Consider the following 23,007-nt stretch of genomic DNA (forward strand, 5'->3'; position numbering starts at 1 on the left):
TTGCAAATGATGTTGCATGTGCCCGATGTCCTGACGCGGGATCAGGTGCGCGAAATGCGAGCAACCCTCGACACGACCGATTGGGTGGACGGCAGGGAAACCGTCGGGGAACAGGGCGCCAGGGTCAAGCGTAATCGTCAGCTGCCCGAGTTCTCCCCCGTGACCCGTGCGCTGGGCAGCACCATCCTGGCCGCGTTGGCCAAGAATGCCCTGCTCTTTTCCGCTGCGTTGCCGCTCCGGTTCGTGCCGCCGCTGTTCAATCGCTACGAAGGCGGCGAACACTACGGACTGCATGTGGACGGATCGGTACGCTCCGTGCCCGGCACCGGCGAGCAATTGCGCACCGATCTGTCGTGCACCCTGTTCCTGTCCGAGCCCGAGGACTACGAAGGGGGCGAACTGGAAGTCGTGGACACCTACGGCACCCACGAAGTCAAGCTGCCGGCCGGTGATCTGATCCTCTACCCCTCGAGCAGCCTGCACCGCGTGCATCCCGTGACGCAGGGCGTGCGCATCTGCTCCTTTTTCTGGTTGCAGAGCATGGTGCGCGACGACCGGCAGCGGGCCATGCTGTTCGAACTCGACCAAACCATCATCAAGTTGCGCGCCCGGCTCGGCGAGTCGGAGGAGACGGTCGCCCTGACCGGCCACTATCACAACCTGCTGCGCATGTGGTCCGAGGTGTAGGGGCCAGCTATCGAAGGGCTTGGCCCCAGAGCTGCAATAGTTATTGCAAATGCGAGGAATTCGTATTTATAATCAGGCCTTCTACAAACAGCCAGCCAACTGCCGCCTCACCGCCATGATCGTTTGCGTATGTCGCCGAGTGTCAGACCGCGAAATCGCACGCCATGTGCGCGCCGGCATGACCTTCGACGAAGTGCAGTTTGAGCTCGGCGTGGCCACCCAGTGCGGCCAGTGCGAAGGCTGCGCGCGCGACGTGGTCGCGCAATGCAGCGCTTCCCATCCGGTTGCCGCACTCAACCGCGAATCGGAACCGAGGTCGATCCAGCTTGCCAACTCCATCACGGAAAGCAGGGCATGGAACTCTTCTCGGCACTCGGCGGCAGCCTGATCCTCGTCACCGGCTCGGTCTGGTGGATTCTTCGTAAGTAACTGGCGGTTCCGCTGCACCCGGGCACCTTTCGCAAGGGCCGGCACTCCATAGTTGATCGTGTCTGACCGCTTTTCCTCGTCTCCTCCCTCCGTTCTAGGCCTGTCACGCAACGCCGTCATCGCAGGCGGCGTGGTGCTTTTTCACGTCGCTGCCCTGTGGGCTCTGCAGAGCGGCCTGCTGCGCCGCGCCGCCGAGGTGGTCATCCCGGTGGAAATCCTGAGCGAGTTCATTGAGCCGCCCAAGCCGGCAGAACCGCCGCCCCCGCCACCCGAACCGCCCAAGCGGGAAGTGACGAAAACGCCTCCGCCGCCGCGGCCGCGGCCGCAGGCGATACGCGAGCCGAAGCCCACACCAGCGCCGAATGCGCCCACGGGGAGCATCGAGCCGCCGCCCCCACCCGCGCCCATTGCACCGCCCGCCCCCGCAGAGCCGCCGGCTCCTCCTGCCTCGCCACCCGCACCGCCGGCGCCCAAGCTCGTCGAAATCAGCCAGGGCCAGACGCAATACATCCGCGAACCTCGCATCACCTACCCGGCGATGAGCAAGCGATTGGGCGAGACCGGCACGGTGGTCGTGGCGGTCTATTTCAACAGCGCGGGCCTTCCCAAGCGCGCCGAGATTTTCAAGTCCAGCGGCTATGACCGGCTCGACCAGGCTGCGCGCGAGGCAGCCATGTCATCGCAGGTCACGCCGATCAGGCAGCCGGGCGCCGACGAGGCGACCGTCTACTTGTTGAAGGCGCCTTTCAATTTCACACTTTCCCAATAGTCCCGGAGCAGTAGTTATGGATTCCCAATTTGGCTTGATGAACGTATGGGCGCAGGGCGACTTCGTCACCAAGGCCGTCGCCTTGCTGCTGATCGGCATGTCGCTCGCCTCGTGGATCGTGATCCTGATCAAGGCGCTGGACGTCATCAAGTACAAGCGCCTCGCGAAGCACTCGCAGGACTTCTGGCACAGCGAAGACTTCGCCACCGCGCTCAACAAGCTCGGCAAGGACGACAGCAACCCGTTCCGCGCACTCGCCCTGGAAGGCCGTGAAGCCGCGGCGCATCATCGCAACACCAAGGCCCATCTGCACGATGCGCTCGACGTGAGCGACTGGATCACACGCGCATTGCGCAACGGCATCGATGAATTCACCGCGCGCCTGCAGACTGGTCTGGCCGTCCTGGCCTCGGTCGGTTCGACGGCCCCGTTCATCGGCTTGTTCGGCACGGTCTGGGGCATCTACCACGCCTTGATGAGCATCAGCTCGGCCGGCCAGGCCACCATCGACAAGGTGGCCGGCCCGATCGGCGAAGCGCTGATCATGACGGCACTCGGCCTGGCGGTCGCCATTCCCGCGGTGCTGGGCTACAACGCGCTGGTGCGCGGCAACAAGTTCGTGCTGACCAAGCTCAACAGCTTTGCGCACGATCTCCATGCCTACTTCGTGACGGGCGCACGCGTCCAGAGCGGCGTCGAAGCCATCGTCGTCCCGCTCAAGAAAGGCTGAGCACCATGGCTTTCGGAACCCAGGACGAACCCGATGAGGTGATGAACGAGATCAACATGACGCCGCTGGTCGACGTCATGCTGGTGCTCCTGATCATCTTCATCATCACCGTGCCGGTGATGAAGCACGCGGTGAACATCGACCTGCCCCGCGCGAGCAGCGAGCCGGAGCAGACCAAACCGCAGAACATCCTGTTCACCGTCGCCGCCGACGGCAGCTATTACTGGAACGAACAGAAGATCGAAGACACCGAGTTGAAGACACGGCTCGCGGCCGAAGCGGCCAAGGAACCGCAACCCGAGTTGCACATCCGCGGCGACAAGGCGGTGCGCTACGAGCGTGTTGCGCAGGCGATGTCGGCGGCGCGCGAGACCGGCGTACGCAAGATCGGCTTCATCACGGAACCCGAGGCGAAGTAAAGCCTGCTTTGCAAGGCAAAAAGATCGATCGAGACGATTGACTTTTTATTGCGAATCATTATCATTCACGCATCGCTTCGACAAGGGGATTTCCAATGCCAGCCACTCCCAACGCATTCACCGTCCTGAGCCATCCCTCGCTCGATCATTCGGGCGGTGGCCGCGCCGCCGCCGAGGCGCCCCGCCCTGCTGCCCTTTTCGAAAGCACGGAGCTTCTCAAGGGCAGCAAGATCGTCGGGATCATGCACAACGGCTCGCTCTATCGGCTGCAAGCCACCAAACTCGGCAAGCTGATCCTGACCAAATAGAGATCAGCCCGCCCCTCGCGCAAGTTTCATCGTGGGGCGACTCGAGGAGATTCATCTCCGAAGGGTCGTTTTTTGCTAGCCAACGGTTCGCCGACTAGCCAAGCTTTTTTTCCACCTTGAATCCGAAAAGAAAACGCCGACCCGAAAGTCGGCGTTTTTGTTTTGGAAGCCTGGCGATCAGAGGCCGAGCGCGGCGATACCCGCCTTGGCGATCTGCGCGTCCTCGTTCGACTTGACGCCACTGACGCCGACCGCACCGATCACCTGGCCATCCTTGACGATCGGCACACCGCCTTCGAGCAGGCCTTGCACCCCAGGCGCCGTCAGAAACGAGGTGCGGCCGCCGTTGATCATGTCCTCATAGATCCTGCTCTCTCGCCTTCCCATCGCGGCCGTGTGGGCCTTGGCAGGCGCAATGTGCGACGACAAGGCCGCTGCCCCATCGAGCCGCTGCAGCCAGAGCAAATTGCCGGCGTCGTCGGCGATGGCGATGGTCACGGCCCAGTTGTTCTTGAGCGCTTCGGCTTCGGCCGCGGCGGCAATGGCCTTGACATCGGCGAGTTCGAGAAAGGACTTGGTCTTCATGGTCTTGCAAAAAGTGAACTAAGCCCTGAAGCATAGCGCCCGCACCTGCATGAGCCCTTACGGAAGGCAGAAAGCGCTTTAGGGACATCCGGATGCGGGTTTTTGTGGCGGCCGGCTCTTGCGGCCACCTAGAATGGGCCCCAACTGCAGCGTTGCAGCGAACATCAGGAGTTTCAGCAATGAACGACCGCGTCAACACCCTCGACACCACCGTCGGCTACGGCCAGACGTTGCCGCAGGCAGAGCGCCAGCGCGTCCTGCGCAATACCTATTGGCTGCTCGCCCTGAGCCTGCTGCCCACCGTGCTGGGCGCCTGGCTGGGCGTCGCCACCGGCATCACCCGCTCGCTGAGCGGCGGTATCGGCCTCATGGTCTTTCTGGGCGGTGCCTTCGGTTTCATGTTCGCCATCGAGAAGACCAAGAACTCGGCCGCCGGCGTGCCGGTGCTGCTGGCGTTCACCTTCTTCATGGGCCTGATGCTGTCGCGGCTGATCGCGATGGTGCTGGGTTTCAAGAACGGCTCCGAATTGATCATGACCGCCTTCGGCGGCACCGCCGGCGTGTTCTTTGTGATGGCCTCGCTGGCAACGGTGATCAAGCGCGACCTGTCGGGCATGGGCAAGTGGCTGTTCGTCGGCGCACTGGTACTGATGGTCGGTGCGATCATCAATGTCTTCGTCGGCTCCAGCGCCGGCATGATGGCGATCTCGGTCGCCGCCATCGGCATCTTCTCGGCCTTCATGCTGTATGACCTGAAGCAGATCATGGACGGCGGCGAGACCAACTACATCAGCGCCACGCTTGCGCTTTACCTGGACCTGTTCAACGTGTTCCAGAGCCTGCTGGCCTTGCTCGGCATCTTCGGCGGCGAGCGCGACTGAGCACCTGCTCGGCTTGAAGCAACAAGGGCCCCTCGGGGCCCTTTTTCATGCTCGATCGAACACGGCGATCGACTCGACATGCGCCGTGTGCGGGAACATGTTGACCACACCCGCGAAGGTGCAGCGATAGCCCGCCTGGTGTACCAGGAGGCCAGCGTCGCGCGCCAGCGTCGAGGGATTGCAACTCACGTAGACGATGCGCTTCGGCGGCGACCAGCCGCCCTCGTGCAGTTCGATCTGCTGATGAAGGTCGGCGAGCGCCTTGGCCAGCGCAAACGCACCCTCGCGCGGCGGATCGACCAGCCACTTGTCCGCGGCGCCGTCGGCCACCAGCATCGCGGGCGTCATCTCGAACAGGTTGCGCGCGACGAAGCGAGTCGCGGCCAGCGCGCTTCGACCTGGCACGGCGGAGCGGTTGCGCTCGAAGTTGTCGGTCGCCCGCGCCACCAGCGTATCGCTGCCCTCGATGCCCAGCACCTCGCGCGCGCGGCTCGCCAGCGGCAGGGTGAAGTTGCCGAGTCCGCAGAACCAGTCGATCACGCGCTCGCCCGATTGCACGTCGAGCAGGCGCAAAGCGCGGCTGACCAGCGCGCGGTTGATGTGCGGATTGACCTGCGTGAAATCGGTCGGCTTGAAAGGCATCGTGACGCCGAACTCCGGCAACTCGTAAGCCAGCGCGGGACCGTCGGGTTCGAGGAGCTTCACCGTCTCGGGCCCTTTGGCCTGCAGCCACCATTGCACGCCGGCGTGCTGCGCCGCGAAAGCTTTGAGCCGCGCCATGTCCGCAGCGGACAGCGGCTCCAGATGCCTCAGCACCAAGGCGATCACGCCGAGGCTGGCGCCGTCCGGCGCGTCCCCGCAAGCCAGTTCGATCTGCGGGCAGGTGTCGCGCGCCTCCATCGAACCGACGAGTTCGCGCAAGGGCATGAGCATGGCGCTGACCCGGGCCGGCAGCACGGGACACACCTGCATGTCCGCCAAGTAGCGGCTCTTGCGCTCGTGAAAGCCGATCAGCACGGTGCCCTTCTTGGCCACGTAGCGCATCGAAAGGCGGGCGCGATAGCGGTAGTGCCAGGCAGGCCCTTCCAGCGGCCGCAGCATGTTCTCGGGACGCACCTTGCCGAGATGCCACAGGTTGTCCTCGAGTGCGCGCTGTTTCACCGCCACCTGCGCAGCGGCATCCAGGTGCTGCATCTTGCAGCCGCCGCATGCGCCGGCGTGCAGACCAAAATGCGGACAGCCGGGCCGCACACGCTGCGACGACTCGCGGCGGATCGCGGCCACGGTGCCTTGCTCCCAGTTGTTTTTCTTGCGGTGCACGCTGAACTGCACTTCTTCGAAAGGCAATGCGCCTTCGATGAACACCACCATGCCGTCGGCCTTGTGCGCCACGCCTTGTGCGTCGAGGTCGAGCGACTCGACGTGCAGCCATTCATCGCGGGCTTGCTGCTGCGCCGCCTTCTTCTCTATCGAATCCGTCATGCACGGATTGTCTCAGGGCTGCGGGGCGCCCTCGCCCCGAGCGCTACAAAAACGCATCGCGCTGGACGCCGGCGCGCGCGAGCTGGCGGCGCATCTTGGCGAGCGCCTCGTTCTGGATCTGCCGCACGCGTTCCCGCGTCAGGCCGAGGCGCACGCTCAACACCTCGAGTGTTTCCGGATCGCGGTCGTGCAGGCCGTAGCGGCCTTCCAGCACCTCGCGCTCGCGTTCGCTCAGTGCGAGGATCCATCGATCGAGAAGCTTCTCGACCTCGTGCGTCTGCGTCACGCCCGTCGGGTCTCCGCCCTCGTCTTCCGAAGCCACCGTGTCGGCCAGGCTGAAACTGTCGTCGCCGCGCTCGCTGCCCGCGTCGAGCGAACGTGGCGCCTCGGAGAGCGCCATCAGCTCGGCCACCGCCTGCACCTCGCGGCCCAGCAGCGCCGCGACATCTTCGACCCGCACGCCGTCGGGCCGGCGGGCGATGAAGTCGGCGTCGCCTTCCAGCGCACGGCGCGCCCGCATCACCTGTTGCAGTTCGCGAACCACATGCACCGGCAGCCGGATCGCGCGAGCCTGCATCATCGCCGCCCGCTCGATCGACTGGCGGATCCACCAGGTTGCATAGGTGGAGAAGCGAAAACCACGCTCCGGCTCGAACTTGTTGATCGCATGCATCAGGCCGAGGTTGCCTTCCTCGATCAGATCCGACAGCGGAACGCCGCGGCCGAGATAGGCCTTGGCGATGTTCACCACGAGCCGCAGGTTGTGCTCGATCATCGATTGCCGCGCCGCGAAGTCGCCGCTGCGGGCGGCGCAGGCGGTCTGGTATTCCTCGTCGGGAGTGAACAGTTCGGTGCGGCGGATCTCGCGCAGGTAGAGCGTCAGCGAATCGCCGCCTTCACCGCCTAGGTCGACCGGCACCGCGTCGTGCGGAATCTCAGGCAGCGCGCCCTTGTCCGCGCGATCAACGACGTCATCCGCAGGAGCGGGCAGGCTCGCAGGCTTGTAGGGCCGGAAGGTCGAGATGCTGCCGTTGCCCGCCGCGCGCCGCACGACCGGAATGCGACGCGGGACGGAGGCAGCCATGCATGATCCTAGCGCGCGGGCAGGTAGCGCGCCGGATCGACCGGCTTGCCCTGGCGGCGGATTTCGAAGTGCAGCTTCACGCGATCCGCGTCGCTGTTGCCCATCTCGGCAATCTTCTGGCCCTTCTGCACGGACTGGTCTTCCTTCACCAGCAGCGTCCTGTTGTGCGCATAAGCGGTCAGGTAGGTGTTGTTGTGCTTGAGGATGATCAGATTGCCGTAGCCGCGCAGGCCGGCGCCGGCATACACCACCCGTCCATCGGCTGCAGCAAGCACCGAATCGCCGGCCTTGCCGCCGATGTCGAGTCCCTTGTTCTTGGCTTCGTCGAAGCCCGCAATCAACGAGCCGTGCGCAGGCCAGATCCAACCCACATCTTCATCGCCCGATGCCGTGGCAGCCGGCGCGGAAGGTGAAGCGGTGATGATGGGCGGGGTGGGTTTGACAGCCGCACTCGCCGCGGCCGCAGGAGCCCCTGCGGCGCCGGAGGACGGTGCGACGGCGGCCTGCGTGACCGGCCGCGTCACGGCGCTCGAGGCGTCGGTCGTGCCAGTTGCAGATGCCGGTGCCGCAGCGCTTGCGGTAGCGCCGACCGGCGGGATCACGCGCAGCACCTGACCGACTTCGATCAGGTCGGGATTGTCGAGATTGTTCCAGCGAGCGATGTTCTGCCAGCTCTGGCCGGTTTCGGTGCCGATGCGGCGAATCGTGTCACCGGGACGCACCGCGTAATAGCCGGGCTTGCCGTAGTTTTCGATGCCCGGCAGCGGCTTGCCCGAAGCGTCCGTGGTGATGGTCGGGACACCGGCCGCGCTGGGCGCGGCAACCGTCGCGCTGGTCATCGTGCCGCGGTCCTCGACCGGTACGGGGCCGCGCCTGGCGGCACACCCCGCAATCAAGAGCGCGACCAGCAGCGTCACGCCGGCAAGCCAGCCCCGATTGCCAATACCCAGCATGTGTTCTTCCTTCAAGCAATTCCCGATTTTAGGGGGACAAAGTGAACCGCCTCAAGAATGCGGCGCTCCAGTCCCCGCGCTGTTTTGTCGATCACGACAAGCGCCTGTTTGCCGACCTCGGACTGTGTCGGCGCGACGATGCGGCCGCCCACGGCCAGCTGCGCGATCCATGCCTCAGGCACCGCTTCGCCGCCGGCCGCCGCGATGATGCCCGCGTAGGGTGCGCCCTTCGCATAGCCCACCATGCCGTCCCCCAGCAGCAGATGGACCGTGGCCAGCCGGAACGAGCGGAGATTGATGCGCGCTCGCTCGTGCAATCCGCGCAGGCGTTCGATGCTGTAGACCTCGGTCGCGATGTGGCTCAACACCGCCGCTTGGTAGCCGCAGCCGGTCCCGATCTCGAGCACGCGGCCCAGGCGGTCGGCGGGCTTGTTTGCCAACGCGGGCGCACCAAGCAGGAGTTCGATCATGCGGGCCACCACGTTCGGCTTCGAGATGGTCTGGCCCAGACCGATCGGCAGGCTCGTGTCTTCATAGGCCTGATTGACCAGTGCGCTGTCGACGAAAAGATGACGCTCGACCGTGCCCATGGCGCGCAGCACCCGCGCGTCGGCAATGCCCTGCGCCGCGAGCCGCTGAACCATGCGCGCGCGCACGGCGTCGGAGGCCATCGAAGGCGTGTGATGAACGAGCGGCTTGGCAGGCACGGCCGACGCGCGCCCGCGCGTCGCAGCCGACGCGGTGGGCGTGAGCCGGACGGGGAATCCTGGTCGCTGGCTCGCCATGTCAGGACGGCTCGCCCAGGCGAGCCACCGTCTCGCGCCATTGGCCGAGGTTGGCATGGTCGGTCAGGTCGATCTGCAAGGGCGTGAGCGCAATGTGGCCGGCCGCCGTCGCATGGAAGTCGGTGCCCTCGCCGCTATCCTTGGCGCCGCCCGCCCCCGCGATCCAGTACATGGTCTCGCCGCGCGGGCTGTCCTGCGTAATGACCTTTTCGGCTGCATGGCGGCGCCCCAGCCTGCAAACCTTGACCGATTTCAGCTTGTCGAAGGGAAGATTCGGGATGTTGACGTTGAGCAGAAATGCGCCGCTCTCGAGCATGCGTTCGCGCTCGATCTGCTCCACCAGCCGCCGGGCCGCGCGGGCCGCCGCGTCGACATGGGCCCAGCCCTTCTCGATCTGCGAGAACGCGATCGCCGGAATGCCGAACAGGTAGGCCTCCATGGCAGCACCAACGGTGCCCGAGTAGATGGTGTCGTCGCCCATGTTGGCGCCGTTGTTGATGCCGGAAACCACCAGATCGGGCCGGTAGTCGAGCAGCCCCTTGAGTGCGATGTGCACGCAGTCGGCGGGCGTGCCGGTCACGTAGCGAAAGCCGTTGTGCGCAGTGTGCACGTAGAGCGGCGCCGCCAGCGTGAGCGCGTTCGACTTGGCGCTGTTGTTGTGCTCGGGCGCGACCACTTCGACTTCCGCCACCTCCTTCAGCGCATCGTGCAGCGCAACGATGCCGGGAGCCTGGAAGCCATCGTCGTTCGAAATAAGTATCTTCATGTCGTCTGTGAGTGCGCGCGATTGTAGGCGGCCGATGCGTCACGGCAGGGACAATGCCGGCCTGCCAGCCCGCCTATCATGGCCCGGATTCATTGCCCCAGAGACCTACCTCAAGGAGACACGAGCATGCACGCATGGCTCTGCGAAAACCCCACCGGCGTCGACGCCCTGACCTGGAAAGAACTGCCGACGCCAACCCCCGGCCCGGGTCAGGTGCTGATCGAAATCAAGGCTGCCAGCCTCAACTTCCCCGATCTGCTCATCGTGCAGAACAAGTACCAGATCAAGCCGCCGCTGCCCTTCGTGCCTGGGTCTGAATATGCAGGGGTGGTAGCGGCGGTCGGCGACGGAGTGACTCATCTGAAGGTCGGCCAGAACGTCGCCTGTCTTTCCGGCACCGGCGGCTTCGGCACCCACACGCTGGCGCCGGCCGCCCTTTGCATGCCGCTGCCCGAGGGCTTCGGCCATGTCGATGCGGCGGCTTTCATCATGATCTACGCGACATCGTGGCACGCGTTGATGGACAGGGCGCAGCTCAAGGCCGGCGAAACCTTGCTGGTGCTCGGTGCGGCAGGCGGCGTCGGGACGGCAGCGATCCAGATCGCCAAGGCCGCCGGCGCCAAGGTGATCGCTGCCGCGTCCACCGATGAAAAATGCGAGCTCTGCAAATCCATCGGCGCCGATCTCACGATCAACTACACGACGCATGCGCTACCCAATGGCTTTCGCGAAGCCATCAAGGCAGCAACCGACGGCAAGGGTCCGGATGTCATTTATGACCCGGTAGGCGGCGATTTCGCGGAGCCTGCATTCCGCTCGATCGGTTGGCGCGGGCGCTATCTGGTCGTGGGCTTCGCCGCCGGTCCCATTCCCTCGCTGCCATTGAATTTGATGCTGCTCAAAGGCGCGTCGCTGGTTGGCGTGTTCTGGGGGGATTTCGCCAAGCGCGAACCCAAAGCCAATGCGCAGATGATGGCCGAATTGGCAAAGTGGTACGGCCAAGGCAAGATCAAGCCGGTGATAGACCGCACCATGCCGATGGCGGAGTTGAAGGCCGCCTATGCGCACATGGGTTCGCGCGGCGTCAAAGGCAAGCTCGTGATGGTCAACTAAGGCCTGCTACACACAATAAAAAAGCCCGCACATGCGGGCTTTTTTACGAGGGACCAAGCAAACCGTCTACTTGATCTCGAAGTCCGACAGCGACTTGCCGGCGGCCAGCGCCTCCGTAATCCAGCGCGGCTTGCGCCCGCGCCCGCCCGACCATGTTTCACCGGTGGGACTGCGATACTTTGCAGCCGCCTTGATCGTGACCACCCCCGTACTGCGCTTGGCGCCACGCGTGCCGAGTTTCAGATCGGCCGCAGTCAAACCGTATTCCGCGATCTTCTTGCGCAGTTCCTCGATGACACCCGCGCGCTCCTGATTGCGCAGCTCCTCGGCTTGTTTGCGCAATTGCGCAATCTGCTCGTCGTGCTTCTTGATCTGGGAATTGATGTCGGCAAGGGTTGAGGCCATCGGTGAAATCCTCCGAATTGGAAAGTAAAAATTCTAATTCAAATCCCAATTGCCGCAAGTGAGGCAACTCCAAAAAAAAAGCGCCGATCGAATGATCGGCGCTTTATGTCAAAGGGGTTTGGGGTGGCTGATGGGACTCGAACCCACGACGACCAGAATCACAATCTGGGACTCTACCAGCTGAGCTACAGCCACCACAGAGCCTGCAATTGTAGCGGCAAAAAACTAGCGCCCGCCGACAACGATCGGATCCACCGGTTTCGCCACCAGGATCGCCGCCTTGAACCTGCTCTTCAGCATGTCGTAGTACGCCGCATTCTCCGCCGCGGCCACGGCCTGGGCGACCTGCTGCGTCTCCTGCTGCGCCGCCTCGGGTGCGGACGGCGTCCGCGGCACCGTCTTGTTGACGCGCACAACGGCATAGCCCTGTGCGCCGAGATCGACGCCAACCAGTGAAGGAAGCTTGGCCGGATCGGCCCGCAATGCGCTCTCGATGACAGGCGCCGGCTGCGACTGGGTCTCGAGCCGCGAAACCGTCACCGGCCCACCAAGGCTCGCGTCGGCCGGCTTGGCTTGCCACGCCGCGAGCTTGGCCTCGCCCTCGGCCTTGGCGAGCGCGGCTGCGCGCTCGGCGACAAGCTGCGTACGAACCTTGTCCTTGACCTCTTCGAAAGGCAACGCCCGAGCAGGGCTGTATTGCGTCACGCGCCCCGATGCGAGCTGGTTGGGCCCGATCTCGATCGCCTCGGTGTTGTGCTTGCGCTCAAGCGAATCGGCGGCAAACAGCGCGTTCAGGAAGTTGCGGCTTGCCAGCGCGCCCGCGGCGCCCGGCGCCGGCATGCGGCCGATCTTGCTCGCGGTCTGGATGGTGAGCTTCAACTTGTCGGCGGCCGGCTTCAGGCTGTCGGGCTGCTGGTAGACGATGTCGGTAAAACTCTCGGCCGCCTTGGCGAACTCCTGCGTGGCCTGCTGGCCGCGCACTTCGTTCTCGATGGCGGCGCGCGCCTGCTCGAAGGGCTGTATCACCGCGGGCTTGATGTCGTTGAGCTGGATGATGTGATAGCCGAACTCGGTTTCGACGACATCGCTGACCTCGCCTTTCTTGAGCGCAAACATCGCATCCTCGAAAGGCTTGACCATGGCGCCGCGCGTCACGAAATCAAGGTCGCCGCCCTTTTCCGCCGATCCGGGATCTTGCGAATTCTTGCGCGCGAGGTCGGCGAAAGTGCCAGGCGCCTTCTTGACTTCGGCCAGCAGCTGCTGCGCCTTCGCACGCGCCTTCTCGCGCTCGACAGCGGGCGCACTCGCGGGCGCACTGATCAGGATGTGGCTGGCACGGCGTTCTTCCTTGGTACCGAAGCGCGCGGCGTTCTGATCGTAATAGCTGCGCAGATCGGCCTCGTTGATCGCGATGTTCTTCTTCGCCGCTTCGAGGTCGAGCACCAGGTATTCGATGCTCGCCTGTTCGGGCACCTGGAATAGCGCGACATGCTGCTTGTAAAAGGCCTCGAGGTCGGCATCGCTCACGCTGACCTTTGCTGCGAAGTCACCCGGGTTGAAGCGTGCGACCTGCACTTCGCGGCGGTCATAGAACGCATTGAGCGTGGCCGCTGCCTGGGCGGGCGTGGCGAATGCCGTTCCCGAAATGCCCAGCAGCACCTGCTGCGTTGCCAGATCGGCGCGCACCGAGGCTTCGTACTGCTCGGGTGTGCGGCCCGTCGCACGCATGAAGCGCTCGCGATCGAACTTGCCGTCGGCCGTACGGAAAGAAGCCAGGCCCGTATCTTCGGCGAACAAGCGCGCGAGCCGCTCTTCGGACACCGTCATGTTCGATTTGGAAGCGGCTGCCGCGAGCACGCGGTCGCGCACCATCCGCTCCAGGGTCGCGTAGCGGGCAGCGTCCGAATCGAGCAAGCCCGGTTCGATGTTGGGTGCCTGCTGCCGGATCCTGTCGACTTCGTTGCGGTGCTGCGCATCCCATTCCGGCCGCGTGATGTCGGTGCCGTCCACGCGTGCAACCTTCTCCCCTTGGCCGCCGCCCTGGTAGCGATCCACGCCGAACAGCACAAAAGACGGAATGATCAGCAAGAACAAGAGCGCCATGATGACCTTGTTGTACTTGCGGAAGGAATCAAACATGCTTGGACACTCTCTGCGGGATGAACGAAACAGCAAACAAAAAAGGCGAACTGAGTGTTCGCCTTTGCATCGGGTGGTGGGTGCTGAGGGGTTCGAACCCCCGACCTACGCCTTGTAAGGGCGCCGCTCTACCAGCTGAGCTAAGCACCCCACCGGGAACCAGTGTCTCAGTTCAGCGCGTCTTTGAGCGCCTTGCCGGGACGGAACTTCGGGATCTTGGCGGCCTTGATTTTAATCGCGTCGCCGGTGCGCGGATTGCGGCCCGTGCGCGCAGCGCGTTTGCCGACTGCAAAGGTGCCGAAACCGACGAGCGATACGGAACCGCCCTTTTTGAGCGTGGTACGAATGGCGCCGATGGTCGATTCAAGTGCGCGCGTGGCAGCGGCTTTGGAGATATCGGCGTTTTTTGCGATGTGCTCAATCAGTTCGGTTTTGTTCACAAGGACCCCTTGCAGGAAAAAATTGTTGATCAGGTAACGTCAGAAACAATGCCGGCCCCATGACGGTGCCATGGGGTGTGATGAACGAAAAAGGATGGCAGTTCTGACGCGCCGGCAGCGCACTGCCGACAAGGATTACAACCACTGGTCCACGGGGTGTCAATACGACACTCAGCCGCGCAATCCAGCGAGGACCGCGATTTTAGTGGTGTTTTGCGCCGGCTCTTTTCAGAGCGCTTGTGCGACCGCACGACCCAGGTCAGTCGTGCCCGCGCTGCCGCCAATGTCAGGCGTACGCGGTGCGCCGCTCGCCGGCGCCAGTACTTTCTCGATCGCTGCCAGGATGGCGTCATGCGCAGCCTTGTGGCCCAGGAACTCCAGCATCATCGCGCCGCACCAGATCTGCCCGATCGGATTGGCGATGCCCGTGCCGGCGATGTCCGGCGCCGAGCCGTGCACCGGCTCGAACAGCGAGGGCGTGGTGCGATCCGGATTGAGGTTCGCGCTCGGCGCGATGCCGATCGTGCCGGTGCATGCGGGTCCGAGGTCGGACAGGATGTCGCCAAACAGATTGCTCGCCACCACGACATCGAAGAAGTCGGGACGCTGCACGAAGTGCGCCGTCAGGATGTCGATGTGGAACTTGTCGAGCTTGACGCCCGGATAGCTCTTCGCCATCGCGGCGACGCGCTCGTCCCAGTACGGCATGGTGATCGAGATGCCGTTGGATTTGGTCGCGCTGGTGAGGTGCTTCTTCGGTCGCGATTGCGCGAGCTCGAAGGCGAACTTGAGCACACGGTCCACGCCGACGCGCGACATCACGGTCTCCTGGACGACGATCTCGCGCGCCGTTCCCTCGTACATGCGCCCGCCGATGCTCGAGTACTCGCCCTCGGTGTTCTCGCGCACGATGTACATGTCGATCTCGCCGGGCTGCCGCGGCGTGCCGTCCCGCCGGACCACCGGCGCCACGATGCCCGGCATCAGGCGCGCGGGACGCAGGTTGACGTACTGGTCGAACTCGCGGCGAAACAGCAGCAGGGAGCCCCAGAGCGAGACATGGTCCGGAATCTTCTCGGGCCAGCCGACCGCGCCGAAGTAGATGGCGTCGTGCCCGCCGATCTGATCCTTCCAGTCGTCGGGCAGCATCTTGCCGTGCTTCTCGCAGTAGTCCCAGCTCGAAAAATCGAAATGGTCGAAATGAAGATCGATGCCGAACTTGCGTGCCGCGGCATCGAGCACACGCAGTCCTTCGGGCATCGTTTCCTTGCCGATGCCGTCGCCGGCGATGACTGCGATTCGTTGGGTGCTCATGTCTCAGATCCTTGGAGTGGTGTAGAAGAAAGACAGCGCCTCGGCCAGCAGCTCGCGCGGCGCCTCCTCAGGAATGTAGTGGCCGCAAGGCAAGGTCGCGCCCGACACGTCGACGGCGCGTTCGCGCCACAGCGAGAGCACGTCGAACCAGCGGCCCACCGCGCCATGCTCGCCCCACAGCACGCGCAGCGGCTGGGTCAGCTTGAGGCCGGCGGCGATGTCCGCGCGATCGTGTTCGAGATCGATCGTGGCCGAGGCCCGGTAGTCCTCGCAGATACCTCGCGCGGTGCCCTCGATCGCCGCACACCGCTCGTACTCGGCCAAGGCCTCGGGTGCAAAGGGCGCGAGACCGGCATGACGGCTGCCCATGACGCTGCGAACGTAGCGCACCGGATCGGACTCGATCAGCGCTTCGGGCAAGGGCGGCGGCTGGATCAGGAAGAACCAGTGCCAGTAGGCGCGCGCAAAGGCCTCCGAGGTGTTCTGGTACATCGCGAGGGTCGGTGCGATGTCGAGCAGCATGAGCCGTTCGACCGCCTGCGCATGATCCGCCGCGAGCCGGTGCGCCACTCGAGCGCCGCGGTCGTGCGCCAACACGCCGAAGCGTGAGAAGCCGTGCTGCTGCATGGCATACAGCGCATCGAGCGCCATCTCGCGCTTGCTGTAGTGCACGTGGTCCGCATCCGCCGCAGGGCGGCCCGAATCGCCGTAGCCGCGCAGATCGACCATGACGACCGTGAACTGCTCCGCCAGCGCCGGGGCCGTGCGATGCCAGATCGCATGCGTCTGCGGATGGCCATGAAGCAGCAGCAGCGGCGCACCGTGTCCGCCGATGCGGCCGTGCAATCGCACGCCGTTGCGCGACAGGTCGAAGGTGGAGAACGAGGTGAACACGGGCCGATTGTGCGTTGCGTGCCGCACGGCATCAAGCAACAATCAGCCAATTGATACTTTCCAAAATGGCAGTAATGGACCGTGGAGACCTGGAACTGGTGATCGCCATCCGCGATCGCGGCAGCCTCGCGCGCGCGGCGGCGGCGCTGGACGTCGTGCCCTCCGTCGTCACCAAGCGGCTCGGCGCGCTCGAGGCACGGCTCGGCCAGCGCCTGTTCGATCGCACCACGCGCCGGCTCAACCTCACCGCCGAAGGCGAAGCCGTGTGCCTGCATGCCAAGAGCCTGCTGGCCGGCTTTGCGGCGCTCGAGAACGAGCTCGGCGAGCGCCAAAACGAGCTGGCCGGCACGATCCGCCTTGTTGCGACTTTCGGTTTCGGCCGGCGCTGGCTCGGCCCCGCGCTCGCGGCTTTTCGCGAGCAGCACCCCGCGCTGCAGTTCCAGTTGCAGCTGATGGAGCAACTCCCCGACCTCGGCGCCGAAGGCCACGACGGCGCGCTCTGGCTGTGGCCGGTGCAGCGTCGCCACGCCGGCGACTGGGTCACACGCAGGATCGCGCGCAATCAGCGCGTGCTGGCCGCAGCGCCGAGCTACCTCGAGCGGCGTGGCAAGCCCGCGGATCTCGCCGCGCTGGCCGCGCACGACTGCCTGGTGGCGCGGGAGAACGGCGACGGCAGCGAACGGGAGGCCGCGCTCTGGACGCTGCGTCACGTCAGGGACGGCAGCACGGCGCGTGTGCGCGTGCGCGGCCCGCTGTCGAGCAATTCGGGCGAGATGGTGCGCGACTGGTGCCTCGCCGGCCAGGGCATCATGCCTCACATTCCGCACATGTTGCGACGCAATAACTCGCAATTACCGGGACGTTTGGGGCCCGGTCAAGGCGCGGGTGGTTGCACGGCGTCGATGAGGCGTTCGGTGTTCTCCTCCCAGTCGCGCAGCATCTTCTTGACCTGACGATAGTTGTCGATCGCCTGACTCAAGATCTGCGCCTGCTGCTCGCTGACGTAGCGGGCGGTCGGCTTGCCCGCGCGCGTGCGCACCCATTGGTAGTAGGGGCCGTGGCGCGCAGCCGGATCGGTGGCGCAGCCGCAGTTGGGCTTGCCGCACTTCATCATGCGCTGGCTCAGCGTGCCCGAACACAGCAGCTCGAATTCACCCAGCGAGGCGCGGATGCCCTGGATGCGTTCGCGCGCGCGTTGCACGCTGCGCTTGGAGGGGATGGTCATGCGCTGCCTGATCTTGATTTGTTTCTATCTTACATATATTATGATGTAAGAAGGATGGCGCTTCAACCTCCGCTCTCACCCTCTGCGCTGGGCGTGCTCGCCGAGCGGATGGGTCCCTTACCCCTGGTCAATCACTTCCTGTCGCGCATGGGTCTGCTCGAATTGCTCGAGCACCACGTCCCCACCGCCGACGGCCGCAGCACTGTCTCCCATGCGCAGGCGCTGGGCGTGTTGCTGCGCTCGATCATCGTCGAGCGCGAACCGATCTACCGCCAGCAGGAGAGCGCCAGCGGGTTCGCCGCCGGCCTGTTCGGCGTCGATGCCGCGCAGGCCACCCGACTCAGCGACGATCGCATCGGCCGCGCGCTGGATCGGCTGTTCGACGCCGATCGCGCCGCGCTGCTCACCGGCGTCGTGCTGGCCGTCGCGCAGCGCTTCGGCGTGCGCATGGAGCAGTTGCACAACGACTCGACGTCGGTCTCTCTGTGCGGTCAGTACCGCCAGGCCAGTGGCCGCGGCGTGCGTGGGCGCAGTGCGCCGGCTATCACCTTCGGTTACTCGAAGGACCACCGCCCGGATCTGAAGCAGCTGCTGTTCATCCTGACCACCGCCGCCGACGGCGGCGTGCCGGTGCAGTTCCGCTGCGCCAGTGGCAACACCACCGACGTGCGCACCCATATCGAGACCTGGAACACGCTGCGCGAGCTGGCCGGGCGCGCCGACTTCCTGTATGTCGCCGACTCGAAGCTTTGCTCGTACGACAACATGCAGCACATCGCGCGCGCCGGCGGGCGCTTCGTGACGGTCATGCCGCGCTCGCGTCAGGAGGATGCGCAGTTCCGCAAATGGATCCAGACCGGCTCGCCGCCCTGGGAGCTGGTGTGGGACCGGCCCAATGCGCGCGAGGCCGACGGTCCGCGGGATCTGTGGTGCGTCTTCAAGCCCGAACTGCCCTCGGCGGAGCTGTACACCATCGTGTGGGTGTGGAGCACGCTGCTGACCCTGCACCAGACCCATCGCCGCCAGAAGCACCTGGCGGCGGCCATCGAACAGCTGAGCGATCTCAAGCGACGCTTGGCCGCTGCCCGCGCCCGGCTGCGCGGCGCCGCGCAGATCGACCTGCAGGTCGCGCAGATCCTGGAGCGCTACAAGGTCGCCCGCTATGTGAAGGTCTCGCGCGTGGTGCGCGAGGAGCACAGCTTCAAGCAGTCACGCCGCGGACGCCCGGGCCCGGACACCGCCTACCGCAAGATCACCCGCCGGCGCTTCGACATCGAATGGACGCTGGACACGCATGCCATCGCCTACGACCAGAAGAGCGACGGTATGTACCCGTTGCTTTGCAACGACCCCAGCCTCTCGCCCGCCCAGGTGCTCACCGCCCACAAGGGTCAGCCATGCATCGAGAAGCGCTTCGAGCAGCTGAAGTCGGTGCACGAGATCGCACCCGTGTTCCTGAAGAACGAGGCGCGCATCGAGGCGCTGTTCACCCTGTACTTCCTGGCCCTGCTGGTGCAGGCGCTCATCGAGCGCGAGCTGCGCCAGGGCATGCAGGCGGCCAACATCGATCAGCTCCCCCTCTACCCCGAGGCCCGGGCCTGTCGGCGGCCCACCACCGAACACATCCTGCGGCTGTTCAGCCTCGCCGAGCGCGTGTCGGTGTTGGCCCATGGCGAGGTCATCCGGGTCTTCCCGCCAGAACTCACCGAACTGCAGCGCCGAGTCCTCGGCTTGCTGGGAGTGCCCGCTTCAGCCTATCTCGACAAGCCCTGAAGCCGCCTTCCGCTACGACGGAAATTCGGGTTTATTGACAGATTCGATGTGCGGAATGTGAGTCATGCTGCGCAGCCTGTGGGACATCGCCCCGCAGCTCGCATCGGGCGAACTGGTGCAACTGCTGCCGCAGTTCGCGATGCCGGACGCCGACATCCAGTGGATCGCACCCTGGCGCCCGAAGACACCAAAACGAGTGCGCGTCCTGGTCGACTTCCTGATCGAACGCTTTCGCGGCGAGCCGTGGAAACCCGAGGGCAAGCGTTCGCGCTGAATCAGGCCGACGCCGGCCCGCCCCAAGGCGGCCTGCGGCCCCCTCGGGGGGCAGCGAGTACACGCAGTGACGGAGCGTGGGAGCCGGTTTACCTTTCCCCGCGCACGACCAGGCTCACGCCGATGGCCGTCGTCGCAATGCCTGCCAAGGTCATCGCCGTGATCGGCTCCGCGAAGAGAAGCCATGCCATTACCGCGGTGCACGGTGGCACGAGATAGAGCAGGCTCGTGACCGCCGTCGCGGTGCCGCGCTGGATCAACATGTAGAGCAGCGAGCTGCCGCCCAGCGACAGCGCCAGCACCGACCAGGCCATCGCGCCGCCCGAGTACAGGTTCCACTGGATGCTGTCGGATTCCAACGCCGCGAAGGGCATCGTGACGATCAGGGCGGCGGCGAGCTGGATGGCGCCCGCGCACCGCACGTCGCAAGGTGCGACAAAGCGCTTCTGGTACAGCGTGCCGGCCGTGATGGAGAACAGCGCCATCAGCGCCAGGCCCATGGTCATCGCACTCACCTCCCCGCCCTCGCCGAACTTGCGCGACACCACCAGCACCAGGCCCGCGAAGCCCAGGGCCAGTCCGGCCCACTGGCGGCGCGTGATCGAGCCGCCCCACATGGACAACCAGACGGCGGTGAGCACCGGCTGAATGCCGACCAGCAAGGCGACGAGCCCCGAGCCCATGCCGGCCCGGACCGCGGCCCAGACGCCGCCGAGGTAGCCCGCCTGCATCAGCACGCCGGTGACCACGAGGTGCCGCCACTGCGTGCGCTGTTCCGGCCAGTTCGCGCGCGCGAGCCGCACCCAGATGAGGAAGCAGAACACCGACAGCGCATATCGCACCGCCAGAAACTTGAGCGGCGGGGCATAGGGCATGCCATAGCGCGCGACGATGAAGCCGGTGCTCCAGATGAGCACGAAGACCGCGGGCATGGCGCGCAGCCAACCCGACGGCCGGGCTGTGCCCGTCATTTCGCGCGGGCCCGGATCTCGGGAATGGCCTTCTGCAGGTAATACACCATCGACCAGACCGTGAGCACGGCCGAGATCCAGATCAGCCATTGCCCCCAGGCCCCGGTGTCGATCAGGCCGAACAAGGTGCCGTTGAAAAGCAGGAAAGGGATCGCGACCATCTGCACCACGGTCTTGATCTTGCCGATCATGTGGACCGCCACGCTCTTGCCGGCGCCGATCTGCGCCATCCATTCGCGCAAGGCGGAAATGGCGATCTCGCGGCCGATGATGATCAGCGCCACGAACACGTCGGCGCGGTTCAGATGCACCAGCACGAGCAGCGAGGCGCACACGAGGAACTTGTCGGCCACCGGATCGAGGAAGGCACCGAAGGCCGAGGTCTGGTTGAGCCTGCGCGCCAGAAAGCCGTCGAGCCAGTCGGTCGCGGCGAACACGATGAACATCACCGTGGCGATGAGGTTGCGCATCGGCTCTGCCAGCGGCAGGTAGAACACGCCCACGATCAGCGGAATCGCGACGATGCGCGTCCAGGTCATGATCGTTGGGAGCGTCCAGAACATTGCGGCGATTGTGTCACGGGGCAGGTATGCCTTCGAGTCGACGGTCAATGCAGCGCGCGATAGATCTCTTCGGCCAGATCGAACGCGATGCCGTCGACCGAGGCGATGTCTTCCACGCTGGCCGCCGCCACCCCGCGAATGCCGCCAAAGCGCTGCAGCAGGCGCGCGCGCCGCTTGGGGCCGATGCCCGGGATGTCTTCCAGCTGGCTGCCGCCCACCCGCACCTTGGCCCGCTTGGCGCGCATGCCGGTGATCGCGAAGCGGTGCGCCTCGTCGCGGATCTGCGCGACCAGCATCAGCGCCGCCGAATCGCGACCGAGGTAGACCTTCTCGCGGCCGTCGGCGAACACCAGCTCTTCGAGCCCGACCTTGCGGCCCTCGCCCTTCTCCACGCCGACGATCAGCGACAGCGGCAGACCCAGCTCGCCGAAGACCTCGCGCGCCATCGACACCTGGCCCTTGCCGCCGTCGACCAGCACCAGGTCGGGCATGCGCGCCGCCCGCGTGCCCGGCCGCGCATCGGTGCCGACGCCGCCTGCGTCGCCGGCAGGTGGCGCGTCCGTCTCCGCTGCCATCGCCTCGGCCAGCTTGCCGTAGCGGCGATGCAGCACCTGGCGCATCGCCGCATAGTCGTCGCCGGGCGTGATGCCCTCGATGTTATAGCGGCGGTACTCGCGGTTCTGCATCGTGTGGTGCTCGAACACCACGCACGAGGCCTGGGTCGCCTCGCCGGCGGTGTGCGAGATGTCGAAGCATTCGACGCGGAAGTTGTCGAGCTCGTCCGGCGCGAGTTCCAGCGCATCGACCAGCGCGCGCGTGCGCGCCTGCTGCGAGCCCTCCTCGGCGAGCAGGCGTGCGAGCTGGAGGCCGGCATTGGTCTGCGCCATTTCGAGCCAGTGCCGGCGCTGCTCGCGCGGCTGGAACACCGCCGTGACGCGGGTGCCGGCCTGCTGGGCGACCGCCTCGATCAGCTCGCGGCTCACGAGCTCGCTCAACACCAGCGTTGGCGGCACCGGCACATCGATGTAGTGCTGCGCGATGAAGGCCTCGAGCACCTGCACCTCGACCGATTCGGCGGGCGGCGCGGCCTCCTCGCCTTCCATGGCGCTCTCGCCATGCTGGATCTGCGTCGCGTCTTCGACGTGCACCGGGAAGTAAGCGCGATCGCCCAGGTGCCGGCCGCCGCGCACCATCGCGAGGTTGACGCAGGCCTTGCCGCCCTGCACCTTGACCGCCAGGATGTCGACGTCCTTGTCGGAGGCGATCTCGACCGATTGCTGGTGCAGCACGCGCGACAGCGCCGACATCTGGTTGCGCAGCTCGGCCGCCTGCTCGAATTCCAGCTTTTCGGCGTGCGCCATCATGCGTGCCTCGAGCTGGGTGAGCACGGCCTGCGTGTCGCCCATCAGGAAGGCCTCGGCGTTGGCCACGTCCTGCGCATAGGCCTCGGGCGTGATGTAGCCCACGCAGGGGCCGGTGCAGCGCTTGATCTGGTAGAGCAGGCAGGGCCGCGTGCGGTTGGCGTAGACGGTGTCTTCGCAAGTGCGCAGCTTGAACACCTTCTGCAGCAGCTGGATCGACTCCTTCACCGCCCAGGCGCTCGGGTACGGGCCGAAGTAGCGATGCTTGCGATCGACCGCGCCGCGGTAGTAGGCCAGGCGCGGGAAGGTGTGCGATGCGATCTTGAGATAGGGGTAGCTCTTGTCGTCGCGAAACAGGATGTTGTAGCGCGGCTTGAGCGTCTTGATCAGGTTGTTCTCGAGCAGCAGCGCCTCGGCCTCGGAGCGCACCACCGTGGTCTCCAGGCGGGCGATCTTCGAGATCATGTGGCCGATGCGCGTGCCGGCGTGGTTCTTCTGAAAGTAGTTGGCGACGCGCTTCTTGAGATTGCGCGCCTTGCCCACGTACAGCACGGCGCCTGCCGCGTCGAAGTAGCGGTAGACGCCCGGCAGTTGCGGCAGTGCCGCCACCTCGCTGAGCAGTTGATCGGAATGCGTCTCGGACATCTGTAGAGTATCT

25 protein-coding genes, 2 tRNA genes and 1 pseudogene are annotated in these 23,007 nt (G+C 65.3%); 11 read left to right on the top strand and 17 right to left on the bottom strand.

Features of this window, described 5'->3' with window-relative positions:
* The first annotated feature begins 6 nt into the window (after positions 1–6).
* The 6 genes from ACSQ9I_RS19825 (at position 7) to hemP (ending at position 3,342) form a co-directional block, all read left to right on the top strand.
* The gene (locus tag ACSQ9I_RS19825; RefSeq protein WP_093109843.1) at positions 7–687 is read left to right on the top strand and encodes a Fe2+-dependent dioxygenase; all 681 of its coding nucleotides are present in this window, start codon (positions 7–9) and stop codon (positions 685–687) included.
* Between the two features lie 115 nt (positions 688–802).
* Positions 803–1,075 (top strand): (2Fe-2S)-binding protein, encoded by a 273-nt coding sequence (locus ACSQ9I_RS19830; RefSeq protein WP_093109844.1) that lies wholly within the window; start codon positions 803–805, stop codon positions 1,073–1,075.
* A 96-nt stretch (positions 1,076–1,171) separates the two neighbouring features.
* A complete protein-coding gene (locus ACSQ9I_RS19835; protein ID WP_436315786.1) occupies positions 1,172–1,885 on the top strand; it encodes an energy transducer TonB in 714 nt (237 codons plus the stop codon).
* A gap of 16 nt (positions 1,886–1,901) precedes the next feature.
* Positions 1,902–2,615, top strand: coding sequence for a MotA/TolQ/ExbB proton channel family protein (locus tag ACSQ9I_RS19840; protein WP_093109846.1), 714 nt, complete (start codon positions 1,902–1,904; stop codon positions 2,613–2,615).
* A 5-nt stretch (positions 2,616–2,620) separates the two neighbouring features.
* The gene (locus ACSQ9I_RS19845) at positions 2,621–3,034 is read left to right on the top strand and encodes an ExbD/TolR family protein (protein ID WP_436314188.1); all 414 of its coding nucleotides are present in this window, start codon (positions 2,621–2,623) and stop codon (positions 3,032–3,034) included.
* Between the two features lie 95 nt (positions 3,035–3,129).
* A complete protein-coding gene (hemP, locus tag ACSQ9I_RS19850) occupies positions 3,130–3,342 on the top strand; it encodes a hemin uptake protein HemP (RefSeq protein ID WP_093109848.1) in 213 nt (70 codons plus the stop codon).
* Between the two features lie 177 nt (positions 3,343–3,519).
* Here the strand turns inward: hemP and ACSQ9I_RS19855 are convergent, their stop codons facing one another.
* Positions 3,520–3,927: a GlcG/HbpS family heme-binding protein gene (locus tag ACSQ9I_RS19855; protein ID WP_093109849.1), complete on the bottom strand. Its 408-nt coding sequence runs from the start codon at positions 3,925–3,927 to the stop codon at positions 3,520–3,522.
* Between the two features lie 179 nt (positions 3,928–4,106).
* Between ACSQ9I_RS19855 and ACSQ9I_RS19860 the strand changes: the two genes are divergently transcribed.
* Entirely contained in the window at positions 4,107–4,808 is a 702-nt protein-coding gene (locus tag ACSQ9I_RS19860; RefSeq protein ID WP_093109850.1) for a Bax inhibitor-1/YccA family protein, read from the top strand.
* 45 nt (positions 4,809–4,853) lie between these two features.
* Here ACSQ9I_RS19860 and rlmD read toward each other — a convergent pair whose 3' ends face one another.
* From rlmD to surE, 5 genes are read right to left on the bottom strand one after another with little or no spacing between them, the layout of a single operon-like run.
* A complete protein-coding gene (gene rlmD / locus ACSQ9I_RS19865; protein ID WP_436314189.1) occupies positions 4,854–6,290 on the bottom strand; it encodes a 23S rRNA (uracil(1939)-C(5))-methyltransferase RlmD in 1,437 nt (478 codons plus the stop codon).
* A gap of 43 nt (positions 6,291–6,333) precedes the next feature.
* Positions 6,334–7,374 carry a sigma-70 family RNA polymerase sigma factor gene (locus ACSQ9I_RS19870; RefSeq protein ID WP_436314190.1) on the bottom strand — a complete coding sequence of 347 codons (1,041 nt, stop codon included), beginning with the start codon at positions 7,372–7,374 and terminating at the stop codon, positions 6,334–6,336.
* Positions 7,375–7,382: 8 nt separating this feature from the next.
* Positions 7,383–8,327, bottom strand: a complete 945-nt coding sequence (locus tag ACSQ9I_RS19875) for a peptidoglycan DD-metalloendopeptidase family protein (RefSeq protein WP_436314191.1) — start codon at positions 8,325–8,327, stop codon at positions 7,383–7,385.
* Between the two features lie 11 nt (positions 8,328–8,338).
* A complete protein-coding gene (locus ACSQ9I_RS19880) occupies positions 8,339–9,112 on the bottom strand; it encodes a protein-L-isoaspartate(D-aspartate) O-methyltransferase (RefSeq protein ID WP_093109854.1) in 774 nt (257 codons plus the stop codon).
* 1 nt (position 9,113) lies between these two features.
* On the bottom strand, positions 9,114–9,878 hold the full coding sequence (gene surE / locus ACSQ9I_RS19885) for a 5'/3'-nucleotidase SurE (protein WP_093109855.1): 765 nt from the start codon (positions 9,876–9,878) through the stop codon (positions 9,114–9,116).
* A gap of 126 nt (positions 9,879–10,004) precedes the next feature.
* Here surE and ACSQ9I_RS19890 point away from each other — a divergent pair, with 126 nt between their 5' ends.
* Positions 10,005–10,991, top strand: coding sequence for an NADPH:quinone oxidoreductase family protein (locus tag ACSQ9I_RS19890; protein ID WP_093109856.1), 987 nt, complete (start codon positions 10,005–10,007; stop codon positions 10,989–10,991).
* A gap of 66 nt (positions 10,992–11,057) precedes the next feature.
* On the opposite strand, the gene ACSQ9I_RS19895 is transcribed toward ACSQ9I_RS19890, so the two are convergent.
* The 7 genes from ACSQ9I_RS19895 to ACSQ9I_RS19925 all read right to left on the bottom strand — a co-directional run bounded on the left by ACSQ9I_RS19895 (position 11,058) and on the right by ACSQ9I_RS19925 (position 16,183).
* The gene (locus tag ACSQ9I_RS19895) at positions 11,058–11,396 is read right to left on the bottom strand and encodes an H-NS histone family protein (protein WP_436314192.1); all 339 of its coding nucleotides are present in this window, start codon (positions 11,394–11,396) and stop codon (positions 11,058–11,060) included.
* A gap of 119 nt (positions 11,397–11,515) precedes the next feature.
* Positions 11,516–11,591, bottom strand: a tRNA-His gene (locus tag ACSQ9I_RS19900).
* A 30-nt stretch (positions 11,592–11,621) separates the two neighbouring features.
* Positions 11,622–13,535, bottom strand: a complete 1,914-nt coding sequence (locus ACSQ9I_RS19905; protein WP_436314193.1) for a SurA N-terminal domain-containing protein — start codon at positions 13,533–13,535, stop codon at positions 11,622–11,624.
* A gap of 74 nt (positions 13,536–13,609) precedes the next feature.
* Positions 13,610–13,685: transfer RNA gene (locus ACSQ9I_RS19910), tRNA-Val, on the bottom strand.
* A gap of 17 nt (positions 13,686–13,702) precedes the next feature.
* A complete protein-coding gene (locus ACSQ9I_RS19915; RefSeq protein ID WP_007830705.1) occupies positions 13,703–13,975 on the bottom strand; it encodes an HU family DNA-binding protein in 273 nt (90 codons plus the stop codon).
* A 228-nt stretch (positions 13,976–14,203) separates the two neighbouring features.
* Positions 14,204–15,289, bottom strand: coding sequence for a tartrate dehydrogenase (locus ACSQ9I_RS19920; protein WP_436309451.1), 1,086 nt, complete (start codon positions 15,287–15,289; stop codon positions 14,204–14,206).
* Positions 15,290–15,292: 3 nt separating this feature from the next.
* Positions 15,293–16,183 carry an alpha/beta fold hydrolase gene (locus tag ACSQ9I_RS19925; protein ID WP_436314194.1) on the bottom strand — a complete coding sequence of 297 codons (891 nt, stop codon included), beginning with the start codon at positions 16,181–16,183 and terminating at the stop codon, positions 15,293–15,295.
* Between the two features lie 74 nt (positions 16,184–16,257).
* Between ACSQ9I_RS19925 and ACSQ9I_RS19930 the strand changes: the two genes are divergently transcribed.
* Entirely contained in the window at positions 16,258–17,136 is an 879-nt protein-coding gene (locus tag ACSQ9I_RS19930; protein ID WP_436314195.1) for a LysR substrate-binding domain-containing protein, read from the top strand.
* Here the strand turns inward: ACSQ9I_RS19930 and ACSQ9I_RS19935 are convergent.
* Positions 17,058–17,408 carry a DUF6788 family protein gene (locus ACSQ9I_RS19935; protein WP_436314196.1) on the bottom strand — a complete coding sequence of 117 codons (351 nt, stop codon included), beginning with the start codon at positions 17,406–17,408 and terminating at the stop codon, positions 17,058–17,060. The two genes, ACSQ9I_RS19930 and ACSQ9I_RS19935, sit on opposite strands and share 79 nt — an antisense overlap.
* Before the next feature lie 54 nt (positions 17,409–17,462).
* Here ACSQ9I_RS19935 and ACSQ9I_RS19940 point away from each other — a divergent pair, with 54 nt between their 5' ends.
* Together ACSQ9I_RS19940 and ACSQ9I_RS19945 are read left to right on the top strand one after the other, a co-directional pair.
* Entirely contained in the window at positions 17,463–19,181 is a 1,719-nt protein-coding gene (locus ACSQ9I_RS19940) for an IS1634 family transposase (protein WP_436314197.1), read from the top strand.
* 61 nt (positions 19,182–19,242) lie between these two features.
* Positions 19,243–19,455 (top strand): annotated as a pseudogene (locus tag ACSQ9I_RS19945) (LysR family transcriptional regulator); the annotation flags it as partial.
* Positions 19,456–19,543: 88 nt separating this feature from the next.
* Here ACSQ9I_RS19945 and ACSQ9I_RS19950 read toward each other — a convergent pair.
* Genes ACSQ9I_RS19950 through uvrC form a run of 3 tightly spaced genes read right to left on the bottom strand, consistent with a single transcriptional unit; the run spans position 19,544 to position 22,994 of the window.
* Positions 19,544–20,386 carry a DMT family transporter gene (locus tag ACSQ9I_RS19950; protein WP_436314198.1) on the bottom strand — a complete coding sequence of 281 codons (843 nt, stop codon included), beginning with the start codon at positions 20,384–20,386 and terminating at the stop codon, positions 19,544–19,546.
* A 35-nt stretch (positions 20,387–20,421) separates the two neighbouring features.
* Entirely contained in the window at positions 20,422–20,988 is a 567-nt protein-coding gene (pgsA, locus tag ACSQ9I_RS19955) for a CDP-diacylglycerol--glycerol-3-phosphate 3-phosphatidyltransferase (RefSeq protein ID WP_093109863.1), read from the bottom strand.
* A gap of 44 nt (positions 20,989–21,032) precedes the next feature.
* Positions 21,033–22,994 carry an excinuclease ABC subunit UvrC gene (gene uvrC / locus ACSQ9I_RS19960; protein WP_436314199.1) on the bottom strand — a complete coding sequence of 654 codons (1,962 nt, stop codon included), beginning with the start codon at positions 22,992–22,994 and terminating at the stop codon, positions 21,033–21,035.
* Positions 22,995–23,007 lie beyond the last annotated feature (13 nt).

The sequence above is a fragment of the Variovorax sp. LjRoot84 genome (assembly GCF_964254305.1).
GTDB lineage: Bacteria > Pseudomonadota > Gammaproteobacteria > Burkholderiales > Burkholderiaceae_C > Variovorax.